9 protein-coding genes and 1 rRNA gene are annotated in these 10,893 nt (G+C 69.5%); 2 read left to right on the top strand and 8 right to left on the bottom strand.

What is annotated here, in order from left to right; genetic code table 11:
- Positions 1 to 93 (top strand): 5S ribosomal RNA (rrf, locus tag ACZ69M_RS32895); the annotation flags it as partial.
- Between the two features lie 151 nt (positions 94 to 244).
- Here rrf and ACZ69M_RS32890 read toward each other — a convergent pair.
- Positions 245 to 1,006 (bottom strand): CDP-alcohol phosphatidyltransferase family protein, encoded by a 762-nt coding sequence (locus ACZ69M_RS32890; protein WP_470055547.1) that lies wholly within the window; start codon positions 1,004 to 1,006, stop codon positions 245 to 247.
- Between the two features lie 123 nt (positions 1,007 to 1,129).
- On the opposite strand from ACZ69M_RS32890, the gene ACZ69M_RS32885 reads away from it, so the two are divergent.
- Positions 1,130 to 1,672 carry a GNAT family N-acetyltransferase gene (locus ACZ69M_RS32885; RefSeq protein WP_470055545.1) on the top strand — a complete coding sequence of 181 codons (543 nt, stop codon included), beginning with the start codon at positions 1,130 to 1,132 and terminating at the stop codon, positions 1,670 to 1,672.
- A 23-nt stretch (positions 1,673 to 1,695) separates the two neighbouring features.
- On the opposite strand, the gene ACZ69M_RS32880 is transcribed toward ACZ69M_RS32885, so the two are convergent.
- The 7 genes from ACZ69M_RS32880 to ACZ69M_RS32850 form a co-directional block, all read right to left on the bottom strand.
- Positions 1,696 to 3,213: a type IV secretory system conjugative DNA transfer family protein gene (locus tag ACZ69M_RS32880; RefSeq protein ID WP_470055543.1), complete on the bottom strand. Its 1,518-nt coding sequence runs from the start codon at positions 3,211 to 3,213 to the stop codon at positions 1,696 to 1,698.
- Position 3,214: 1 nt separating this feature from the next.
- Positions 3,215 to 4,639 (bottom strand): ATP-binding protein, encoded by a 1,425-nt coding sequence (locus ACZ69M_RS32875; protein WP_067371420.1) that lies wholly within the window; start codon positions 4,637 to 4,639, stop codon positions 3,215 to 3,217.
- 14 nt (positions 4,640 to 4,653) lie between these two features.
- Positions 4,654 to 6,195, bottom strand: a complete 1,542-nt coding sequence (locus ACZ69M_RS32870) for an SCO6880 family protein (protein ID WP_351433221.1) — start codon at positions 6,193 to 6,195, stop codon at positions 4,654 to 4,656.
- Between the two features lie 14 nt (positions 6,196 to 6,209).
- Complete coding sequence (locus tag ACZ69M_RS32865) at positions 6,210 to 7,547, bottom strand: hypothetical protein (RefSeq protein ID WP_470055541.1); 1,338 nt, start codon at positions 7,545 to 7,547, stop codon at positions 6,210 to 6,212.
- On the bottom strand, positions 7,537 to 8,397 hold the full coding sequence (locus ACZ69M_RS32860; protein ID WP_470055539.1) for a DUF8175 domain-containg protein: 861 nt from the start codon (positions 8,395 to 8,397) through the stop codon (positions 7,537 to 7,539). The genes ACZ69M_RS32865 and ACZ69M_RS32860 overlap by 11 nt, the downstream gene beginning before the upstream one ends.
- A gap of 186 nt (positions 8,398 to 8,583) precedes the next feature.
- Positions 8,584 to 8,892, bottom strand: coding sequence for a hypothetical protein (locus tag ACZ69M_RS32855; RefSeq protein WP_054232206.1), 309 nt, complete (start codon positions 8,890 to 8,892; stop codon positions 8,584 to 8,586).
- A gap of 562 nt (positions 8,893 to 9,454) precedes the next feature.
- Positions 9,455 to 10,792 (bottom strand): S53 family peptidase, encoded by a 1,338-nt coding sequence (locus ACZ69M_RS32850; protein WP_470055536.1) that lies wholly within the window; start codon positions 10,790 to 10,792, stop codon positions 9,455 to 9,457.
- Positions 10,793 to 10,893: the final 101 nt, after the last annotated feature.

Raw genomic sequence — 10,893 nt, 5'->3', positions numbered from 1 at the left:
ACGCCCGGTTACATTCCGAACCCGGAAGCTAAGCCTCACAGCGCCGATGGTACTGCAGGGGGGACCCTGTGGGAGAGTAGGACGCCGCCGAACAAATCTTGAGAAGAGCCCCAACTTCGGGTAGGTAACCGAAGTTGGGGCTTTTTTGCGTTCGCTCTCGTGTCTGACTGCGGAGGCGGCGGGGAGCATGCGGGGCCGGACAACAGCCCCGCATGCCCTCACTCGGTTCCTGCGGGCGACTCGGTTACTTCAGGCGGGACGACGCGACGATCGAGACGATGTGCGCGGGGACCAGCAGCCCGACGATCGCCGTCACGGCCACGGTCGCGATCTTCGTCGCCGTCAGGTCGCCGAGCGCCAGGTCGACGATCGCCGTCACGAGCAGCAGGATGGTGCACTCGATGCCGTTGACCAGGCGGTGGAGGCCGACGGCCGAGGTGAGGCGGCGGACCCGGGCGAGGCCACTGGAGCGCGGGACGACGGACTGGTCGGTGGCCTTCTGCATGCCGCTGTCGGAGCGCGCCACGTGGACGAGGTCCGAGGACGACTTCAGGAGCAGCACGCCGATCGCGGCCGCCAGGCCGGCCACCAGGTAGAGGTTCAGGCCGAGTTCGGCGGCGCGGATGCCCATGCCGACCATGACGGCGGCGTCGGCGAGGTAGGCGCCGAGGCGGTCCAGATAGACGCCGAGCGGGCTGAACTGGCGTCGCCAGCGGGCCACTTCGCCGTCCACGCAGTCCAGGAGCAGATACAACTGCATGAAGAGGACGGACAGTACGGCGCCGCCCAGGCCGGGGACGACCAGGGCGACTCCGGAGAGTACGCCCGCGAAGACCATGACCGTCGTGATCTGGTTCGGTGAGACGCGGGTGCCCAGCATCAGCCGGGTCACCCGCAGGGAGAGCGATCGCATGTAAAGGCGGCCGGCCCAGTGTTCCGCCCTGCTCTCCAGCTTGCCCGCGGGGTGGATGACCTCGCGGAGTTCCTCTAGTTGGACCTTGGTCATGCGGCTTTCTCCCCTGGGATCAATGTGTTTACAGGGAAGAGCATGACGGGGGCCCGGACGGCAGGGATCGGCAGGGTGGAATTCAGATGAGCGATGTCGAACGCGAAGACTACGGTGGGTTCCATGAACCACGTGATTCGTTCCATAAGTGCCGACGAGTGGCCCGCGACCAAGGAGTTGCGGCTTGCCGCACTGCGGGACCCTGTGGCGCACCTCGCGTTCCTGGAGACCTACGAGCAGGCGGCGGCCCGGCCCGACTCGTTCTGGCAGGAGCGGGCGGCGGGGGCCGCCGAGGGGGACGGGGCGCGGCAGTTCGTCGCGGTCGGGCCGGACGGGGTGTGGGCGGGTTCCGTGGTCATGCTGGTCGAGAAGGCCGGGCAGCGGGACTTCTTCGATGCTGTGATCGACCAGGACCAGGGGCATCTGGTGGGTGTCTTCGTGCGGGCCGAGCACCGGGGGAGCGGTGTGACGGACGCGCTCGTCGACGCCGCTCTCGGCTGGGCCTGGGAGCGCGGGCTCGAGCGTGTGCGGCTGTTCGTGCACGAGAAGAACGGGCGCGCCGAGGCCTTCTACCGCAAGACGGGGTTCGTGCCGACCGGGGGATCCGTGGCATCCCAGGGGAACGAGGGGACCCGGGATCTGGAGTTTGTGATCGTCAGGCCGTAGGTGTCGCCAGGCCGTAGGTGTCGTCAGGCCGGGAGTTCGTGCTGGGGCCAGCGGGCCCTGGCCTGTTCCTGGGAGCGGAGGAGGGCCAGGGTGGGCATGCCCTGGGCGGCTCCGGTGGCGAGCAGCTCCGGGAGTTGGGGGAGCGGGGCCACCGCGGCGACGTCGTCCAGGACGAGCGTAAGTGGTGGGTCGAGGCGACCGGAGGATGACCGTTCGGCCATGCGCCGGCCGCGCTCGACCACGCTTGAGGCGAGGGCCGTCAGGAGCGGCATCGCGCCGGGGTTCGCCTTGGGGTCCTCGATGGGTTCACCGACCACATAGAGCGTGCCCCCTTCGTTGACGAAGGAATCCAGCGTGAGGGCGTCACTTCGGTTCGGGGTGCAGGATTCGCGGACGTTGACCGTGAAGAGGGCGGACAGCGCGCGGGCCGTCAACTCCTGTGCTATGTCGCGGCGTTCCGGGTGTGAGGTGAGGGCGGCCTCGAGTTCGCCCGCCGCGCCGGAGGCGGCCTTGGGGTTCGTGCGGAGGGCTCGTACGGCGTCCTGCACCTGGGTGCCCTGGGCCCAGCGGTGGACGTGGCGGAATGCTTTGCCCTCCACCGCGGCGGCGTGCAGATAGCTGCGCAGGAGCGTTTCGGCGACGTCTGCCATGGCCTGGTCGACCTTGGCGGTGGGGCGTACGGGGCCGAGGAGGGCGGTGGCTCTCGACGCGGCCGTCGCCTTGTCCTCGCAGCCGGTGGAGGGGGACCAGTGGAGGCGGGCCGGGGTGTCGCAGAGGTGGGAGGGGTCGTAGAGGAGGACGGGGCCGAGTTTGGCTCTGGCGTCCTTGGTTTCCGACCAGATGGCAGGGTTGGAGGTGACGACCAGGGCGGGGCCGTCCGCGTCTCGTACGGCCTGGGTCGCGGTGGTGTGGCGGGTTTCGGCGGGGCCGAGGATGAGCGCGGCTGTCGTGCGGTTGCTCTCCCACCCACCCACCCGTTTACTGTCCGCCACCAGGGGAGCCGTCGAAAGCGGTGGCTGTGAGGTCTCCTTGGACAGCTCGGTCGGCTGCGGCTCCGGTCGCGGCAGCGGGACCTCGTGATGCGCCGGGACCTGTTCAGCAGCGGGGGTCGGAGCCGGTTCGGGTACCTGCGCCGGAGCCGGTGCCCGTCTCGCGTACGCCCCCGCCCTGCGTCTCGCCCGGACCGCGCGCCACCGTGCCCACGTTCCCATCACGAAGATGGTCATCACGACCAGCACCATCAGCTGGCCGATGAACAGGCCCCAGAAGAGCCCGTACCCCGAGAGCTGGTCCGCGGGGGTGTCCGGCCAGGCGCCCGTCATGTCGTGCGGGTGCCCGACGAGGTGCCGCAGGGCCAGCGGCGTACGGGCGAAGGTGACCGCGTTCGGCCAGGCGCCGTGGGCGAACCAGCCGGCGAGTCCGGTGGCCGACCAGATCAGGAAGGTCATGCCGAGCAGGAAGGCGAGCACCCCGACCAGCAGGCCGTCCGGGATGCCGCCCTCGCTCTCCGCCTTGCGGCGGTCCCGCCCGTCCCGGCTCATCTCACGCCACCGTGGACTCGGACGAACCGTCGAGGTCGGCGAGGTGCTGCTCCACGAAGGCCGCGGCGCGTTCCTCGGCCTCGAGTTCGGCGGCGCGCAGCGCGTCGTCGGCGAGGTGGTCGGCGGAGGACTCGGTCATGGCGCGGTCGGTGAAGACGAGGGGGCGTTCGGTCTCGGTGATGAGGTGTTTGACCACCTGGACGTTGCCGTTGACGTCCCAGACGGCGATGCCGGGGGTCAGGGTCGGGATGATCTCGACGGCCCATCGGGGCAGGCCGATCACCCGGCCCGTCGCCCGTGCCTCGTCCGCCTTCTGGGCGTAGATCGTCCGGGTGGACGCCATCTTCAGGATCGCGGCCGCCTCCTTGGCCGCCGCGCCGTCCACGACGTCGGACAGGTGGTGGACCACCGCCACGAAGGACAGACCCAGGCGGCGGCCGAACTTCAGCAGGCGCTGGAAGAGCTGTGCCACGAAGGGGCTGTTGATGATGTGCCACGCCTCCTCCACCAGGAAGATGCGCTTCTTGCGGTCGGGGCGGATCCAGGTGTGTTCCAGCCAGACGCCGACGATCGCCATCAGGATCGGCATGGCGATGGAGTTGCGGTCGATGTGGGACAGGTCGAAGACGATGAGCGGGGCGTCGAGGTCGATGCCCACCGTCGTGGGGCCGTCGAACATGCCCCTGAGGTCACCGTCGACCAGGCGGTCGAGGACCAGGGCGACGTCCAGACCCCACGCCCGTACGTCGTCTATGGCGACGTTCATCGCCTCGGCCGACTCCGGCTCGGGGTGCCGTAGCTGTTCGACGATGTCCATCAGTACGGGCTGGCGCTCGACGATCGTCTCGTTGACATAGGCGTGTGCGACCTTGAGGGCGAAGCCGGAGCGCTCGTCGAGGCCGTGGCCCATCGCGACCTCGATGATCGTGCGCAGCAGGGCCAGCTGGCCCGTCGTCGTGATCGCCGGGTCGAGCGGGTTGAGGCGGATGCCCATGTCCAGGGCCGCTGTCGGGTCCAGGCGGATGGGAGTTATTCCCAGCTCTTCCGCGATGAGGTTCCACTCGCCGACGCCGTCCTCGCCCTGTGCGTCGAGCACGACGACCTGGCGGTCGCGGAAGCGCAGCTGGCGCAGGACGTAGGTCTTCTCGAGCGCCGACTTGCCGTTGCCTGACTCGCCGAGCACCAGCCAGTGGGGCGCGGGGAGCTGCTGGCCGTACAGCTGGAAGGGGTCGTAGATGTAGCCCTTCCCGGAGTACACCTCGCGTCCGATGATGACGCCCGAGTCGCCGAGGCCGGGTGCGGCGGTCGGCAGGTAGACCGCCTGGGCCTGGCCCGTGGAGGTGCGCACGGGCAGGCGGGTCGTCTCGACCTTGCCGAAGAGGAAGCCCGTGAAGGCGTCTGTCGCGGCGGACAGCGGATCCCGCATCAGAACATCAGCTCCTACCTGCGGATTCCGGTGGCGAACGGCAGTGTGTTGACGAAGGCCCGGTGGTGCTCGCGGTCGCACCACTCCAGCTTCAGATACGACTTTCCGGCGGAGGCGCGGATGGTGCGCTTGTCGCGGGCCAGGGCCTCCGGGGAGCGGGAGCTGACCGTGATGTAGCCGACGAGGTTGACGCCGGCGGCGCCGCTCGCGAGGTCCTCGCCGCGCTGGTCCAGGCGGTTGTGGGAGGCGATGTCGCGGGGGTCGACCGTGCGGTTCATCTTCAGCTGGCGGCTGGCCTCGGCGTCGTCGTTCGTCTTCTCCGTCAGCATGCGCTCGATGGCGACCTCGGTGGGTTCGAGGTCCATCGTGACGGCGACGGTGCGGATGACGTCCGGGGTGTGGACCAGGAGCGGGGCGAGGAAGTTCACGCCGACCGGGGTCATCGGCCATTCCTTCACCCAGGCCGTGGCGTGGCACCAGGGGGCGCGGGTGGAGGACTCGCGGGTCTTCGCCTGGAGGTAGGTGGGCTCCATGGCGTCGAGCTCGGCGGGCCAGGCATTACGTTTCGTCATCGCCTGGATGTGGTCGATCGGGTGGTCGGGGTCGTACATGGAGTGCACGAGGGAGGCCAGTCGCCCCTGACCGAGCGGCTGGCGCACGCGGATGTCGGCTTCCTGGAGGCGGGAGCAGATGTCGGTCAGCTCGCGTGCCATGACGACGGCGAGCCCGGCGTCGCGGTCCAGCTTCTTGCCGCCCTGGGGACGGGCGGCGCGCGCCATGGCCTGGGCCTCGGCGGCGAGTTCACGGTTGTAGTGCATGCACGCGACGAGGTAGGCGCGGTGCTGCTCGCTGCTGGTGGACACCATGGACTGGAGCTGGTCGTAGGACTGCTGGAGCCAGGCCGGTGCCTTCTCGTCCCCGCGCTGGGCGACGTCCTTGGCGTGGGCGTCCGGGTCGGCGGGGAGGGTGCGGGCGAGCATCTGGAGGCGGGTGACGAAGCCGTCGCCGTTCGCCACGTGCTTGAGCAGCGTGCCGAAGCGGTCGACGAGGGCCTCCTGGTCCTCGCTGTCGCGCAGGCCGACACCCGGACCCTCGATCTCGATCGCGGCGGTGACGGTGCGGCGGTCGGCGTGCAGGAGTACGGCGATCTCGTCGGGGCCGAAGGGGGCCGCGAGCCAGGAGATCCGGCCGATGCCGGGCGGCGGCCCGATCTCGACCTCCTTGCCGTCCAGACGCGTGCCGGCCTCCTGGACGCTGCTGCGGTACGCCGTGCCGCCGCGCAGGTTGCGCTTGTAACTGCGGTTGATCTCGAACCACTTGTAGAACGTGCGGCGCTTGTACGGGACGTACACCGCGGCGATGGCCACCAGCGGGAAGCCCATCAGCAGCACGATCCGCAGGGACAGGACGGGGACGAGCAGGCCGCACATCATGCCGAGGAACGCGCCCGCGATGATGAGCGCGATCTCGCCGGACTCGCGGTTCCGGCCGACGATCGCGTTCGGCCGGGCGCGGCCGATCAGATATGTACGGCGGGGCGTGACCGGATGGGACACGTGGGAATCGGTCGTCAACGCCCTTCACCTCCCGTGCGGTTGGAACTGGTGCTGTTGCGGGTGTTGCCGGTACGTGGTGGGGGTGCGGCGGAGGGGACAGATCCGCCGCCTCCGTTCGGCGTACGGGTGCTGTGGGCGGACACGCCTCCGGAGACGGGGTTCGCGGGGCGCGGCTGGCTGTTGCCGCCGCCTGCGCCGCCTCCGCCGTTGTTGTCGGCGCGGGTGCTGTGGGTCTTGATGCCCTGGGCGACCAGGGTGGCGGGGGAGCTGATCACGGCCGCGGCCTTGCCTTCGGCGCCCTGCATGATGCGGTTGTTGCGGCCATTGGCGATCTCGTCGCCGAAGCCGGGCACGAAGCGGTAGATCATCGCGCTGGCGAAGATGGCGAGCAGGATGATCGCGAGGCCGGAGACGACGGCGGAGAAGGAGTCCGGGCCGCCGTTGGTCGACAGCGCGCCGGCGAGGCCCAGCACGATCACGATGACCGGTTTGACCAGGATGACGGCGATCATGATGCCGGCCCAGCGGCGGACGTGGCCCCACAGGTTCTTGTCGACGAGCCCGGCGTAGACGACGGTGCCGAGCAGGGCGCCGACGTACAGCAGGGCGGCGCGGATGACGAGCTCCAGCCACAGGACGCCCGCGGCCAGGATCGACACCAGGGAGACGACGATCAGCATGATCGGACCGCCGCCGATGTTCTCGCCCTTGGCGAGGGCGCCGGAGAAGGTGCCGAAGAAGGTGTCGGTCTGGTTGCCGGTGGTCTTGGCGAGGACGTCGGTGACGCCGTCGCTGGCCGAGACGACGGTGTAGAGGATCAGCGGGGTGAACGCCGACGCCAGGACCGTGAGCCAGAGGAAGCCGATCGCCTCGGAGATCGCGGTGCCGAGGGGGACGCCTCGCACCGCTCGCTTCGCCACGGCCAGCAGCCACAGGAGGAGGGTGAGGATGGTGGACGCGGCGAAGACCACGGCGTACTGCTGGAGGAACTTCTGGTTCGTGAAGTCGACGTTCGCCGTGTCCTTGACCGCCGCGGAGAGCTTGTCGATGGTCCAGGACGCGGCTTCGGCGCAGCCCTTGGCCAGCGAGGAGAGGGGGTCGAGCGTGGAGGTGGTACCGGGGTCGGTGGTACCGCCGCCGGTGCTGCCCTTTTCGCAGTACTTCTTGGCCTCGCCGACGATGAGCCTGCACGAGTCGGTCGAGGCGCTCGCGCTCGCACTGGGACTGGGACTTGAGTTCGGCGTCGGGCTCGGTGGAGCCGCGTAGGCGTGGGATGCCAGCAGAACGACCGCGGTCTGTACGGCCGCGACGGCGCCGGTGAGCCTGAGTACACGGCGCGGGCTACCGGGCATAAGTGAACCCTCCGTACTCCTCGATGACCTTGCTGATCTCGTCGGAGGTGGCGGCCTTGTCGTCGCCGGGGACCGGGGCGGGGCCGTCCTTCTGCGAGTCGGTGACGATCTTCCAGTCCCCGCCGGACCACTGGAGCTCGAAGGTCCACGTCTTCCAGGTCGAGGTGACGGGGTCGGTCGAGTTCTGCGCGGACATTCCGATGAGTCCCAGGTACCAGACCGACACCTTGGCGTCGGTGGCGCTGTACTGCTCGACCTTGCTGCCGACGGGGATCGTGCGGGAGACGAAGGTGCTGCCCCGGGGTGCGTTGCCTGCCGCGTCGAGTCCCAGCTTGTTGAGGAAGCCCGTCGAGTAGGCGTCGTCCAGCGGGCCCTGGAGGCGGCCGGCCGCGGCGGAGGTGTAGAGGGTGTCGACCAGGTCGTGCCGACCGGCCTTCTGGAACATGCTCGTCGAGCCCAGCGCCACCGCGTAGTTGGCCGCCGCGCTCTGCGCGCCCTGCTCGCTGTGCGCGAACCCGGTGGGGATGCCCCCGGTGTTCGTGTCCACCGGGCGTTGGCCCGAGGGGGCCGTGGGGGAGGTCTTGGTGGCGTTGCCGCCTCCGTTGCCGGTTCCGGAGGAGGAAGAGGAATCGTCTCCTCCACGGTTCGCGAAGGCGATGGCCGCGATGAGCAGGACGACGACGCCGACCACCGTCACCAGGCTCCGTGAGGAGGAGCGGCCACGGCGGGCGCCGCCGTAGACGTCTCCGGGGCGGTCGGGGAGGCGGGTCCGGGTCTGGCCCGTTCCCCCGTATCCCCCGTCGTCGCCGCGGGAGCCGTCCCCGTATCCGGGTTCGTCACCGGGACTCATGTCGCGTACGCCCCCTCAACCTCTTCCTGAACCGCGTAGTACGACGGTAGCCGTGCTGGTTTCCGCGCGGACGCGGTGTGGTGACTCGACATCAGGGAAACGCAACCTCAGCCGGTGGGCACGACGGACGGGTGGGTCGGACAGGGAAGGAGGAGATGAGGTGAGGTGCCGGGTGCCCGGCCGAAGCTAGACGGCCATGCCGTACACGATGGTGAAGAGCGTGCCGAGGGAGCCGATGATGAAGACCCCGGTGAGGCCCGCGATGATCAGACCCTTGCCCTGTTCGGCGCTGAACGTGTCGCGGAGCGCCGTTGCTCCGATACGTTGCTTCGCCGCTCCCCAGATCGCGATCCCGAGGCAGAGCAGGATGGCGACGGCCATCACGACCTGGATCATCGTCTTGGCCTCGTTGCCCAGGCTGCCGAAGGGACCCCAGTCCGGGGCGATTCCGCCGATGATTGTGGTGATGTCGCCCTTGTCGGCTGCGAAAAGCATGTAAGTCACCGCCCCTAGTGGGTAGTTCTGCACCCCCTGCCACTGTGCGCAGAGGTCGGGCCCATTCTCGCCGACAATGCCGCTGTCGTATGTCGACTTGGCGTCATTGATTGGCGGTTTTCGTACGAATCCCTTGTCACCGGCGTACGCGGGCCCCTTTCGGGAGGCGTGCGACGGTATGCAAAGAGTCGTATGGTCACTCTGTGTATCACGCCTGGTCACGCCGGGCAATGAAGTCGAACCGGAACCTGTGGTGTGGTTCCGTCGTTAACCCCTTCTACGACGAGTGCGGGGCGGTCACCCCGCCGCTCCTCGCAGCATCCCTGCGTGCCCGTCGTGTTTCTGACGGGTTGTCGAGCCGATGTTCTCCGGGTCGCGCGTCCGCCCGATGTGGACGCACGGCCACTGCCCCGAAGGCTATCCCCGTCGCCGTGGCGCACGGAAACGGGCCGCGGCTGGTTGCCGCGGCCCGTTCCCCGCACTGCCGGAGGATCCCCACGTCCTCCCCGGCAGTTCCCCCCGCTTTCCCGTGCTTTCGGGGGTTTTCCGTGTCTCCGGCGGGTCAGCCGGTGAAGGCCGAGACTCCCTCCGGGGTGCCCCAGCCGGTCGGGCCGTCGTAGCCCGACTTCGCGGTGCACAGATAGCTGGAGCCGCAGCTGCCGTTGCTGCCGGAGGTGACGTCGTTGAGGGCCGAGGTGCCGGCCGACGCGTAGGGGAAGGACGCCGGGTAGGAGCTGCTGGAGGGGGTGCCGCCGAGGGCGTACACACCGGCGATGATCGGCGAGGACGCGCTCGTGCCGCCGAAGGTGTACCAGCCGGCCGTGACCCCGTAGGAGTCGTAGACCGAGACGCCGGTGGCCGGGTCGGCGACGGCGGAGACGTCGGCGACGGTCCGCTTCGAGCAGCCCGTGTCCGTCTGCCAGGTCGGCTTCGCGTCGTACGAGGAGCAGCCGGAGCCGGTGCCCTCGGTGCTGCTGGTCTCCCAGACGCTCTCGGTCCAGCCGCGGCTGTTGGAGCTCGAGGAGAGGGCGGTGCCGCCGACGGAGGTCACGTACTTGGAGGCGGCCGGGTACTCGGCGCCGTAGCCGGAGTCACCCGCGGAGACGGTGATGGCGACGCCGGGGTGGTTGAAGTACGAGGTGTCGTAGGAGGTGTCGGAGGAGGACTCCGAACCGCCGTAGCTGTTGGAGACGTACTTCGCGCCCAGGGTGACGGCCTCGTTCACCGCCTTGCCGAGGTTGGCCATGGTGGCGGAGGTGGCCTCGACGAGCAGGATGTTGCAGTTCGGGCAGATGGCGCTGGCCATGTCGACGTCGAGGGAGATCTCCTCGGACCAGCCGGCGTCACTGGAGGGCAGGGAGGTCGTGGAGCCCGTCTGACTGACTTTCTTGAAGCAGCCGTTGGCCGTGGTGCAGGCCGACAGACCGTAGTACGAACGGTACTTGGCGAGGTCCGCCTCGGCGTTCGGGTCGTTGTACGCGTCGACGATCGCGATCGTCTCGCCCGAGCCGTTGGAAGCCGCGGCGGAGGTCAGGCCGTAGGCGCTCTGGAGGTTGCTCGGCCCGTACCCGGACGGGGTGGCGGCGTCGGCGGCCTTCGGGGTGACGGCGTCCGCGTGGGCGTTGGCCTTCTGGAAGGCGGTCGTGCCGCCGGTGACCCGCAGTGCCTTGCAGGCCATCCGGCCCTTCGCGGGGGTGGAACAGGCCGGGCTCCACGTCACCTTGGAGGAGGTGGAGGCGGCTGTGGCGGTGGCCTTGGCGGCCGGGGCGGCGTTCGCGGGGCCCGCGGCGCCGAAGCCGGCGAGGACGAGAGCCGCGGTGCCGACGGCGGCTGCTCCGATACGGCGCCACCGGCCGCGTACGGCGGGTCTGGCGGGCTCTTGGGGATTCGAGGTACGCAACGGACAGCCTCCTGAGAGTGTTTGACAGGGGCAGTGCGGGTGCGCCGCCGGTGCGGTGTCCCCGGCGGAGGGCCGAGTGGCCCGCCGATGACCATCCTCTT

The sequence above is a fragment of the Streptomyces sp. NPDC107454 genome (genome assembly GCF_055582885.1).
The sequence above is the reverse complement of the archived record's forward strand: the minus strand, read 5'-3'. Positions and strand labels throughout refer to the sequence as shown.

Bases quoted from the DNA above. Each gene is read 5' to 3' on its own strand.
- ACZ69M_RS32890 (WP_470055547.1), bottom strand. From the start codon at position 1,006: ATGACCAAGGTCCAACTAGAGGAACTCCGCGAGGTCATCCACCCCGCG.
- ACZ69M_RS32885 (WP_470055545.1), top strand. From the start codon at position 1,130: ATGAACCACGTGATTCGTTCCATAAGTGCCGACGAGTGGCCCGCGACC.
- ACZ69M_RS32880 (WP_470055543.1), bottom strand. From the start codon at position 3,213: ATGAGCCGGGACGGGCGGGACCGCCGCAAGGCGGAGAGCGAGGGCGGC.
- ACZ69M_RS32875 (WP_067371420.1), bottom strand. From the start codon at position 4,639: ATGCGGGATCCGCTGTCCGCCGCGACAGACGCCTTCACGGGCTTCCTC.
- ACZ69M_RS32865 (WP_470055541.1), bottom strand. From the start codon at position 7,547: ATGCCCGGTAGCCCGCGCCGTGTACTCAGGCTCACCGGCGCCGTCGCG.
- ACZ69M_RS32860 (WP_470055539.1), bottom strand. From the start codon at position 8,397: ATGAGTCCCGGTGACGAACCCGGATACGGGGACGGCTCCCGCGGCGAC.
- ACZ69M_RS32855 (WP_054232206.1), bottom strand. From the start codon at position 8,892: ATGCTTTTCGCAGCCGACAAGGGCGACATCACCACAATCATCGGCGGA.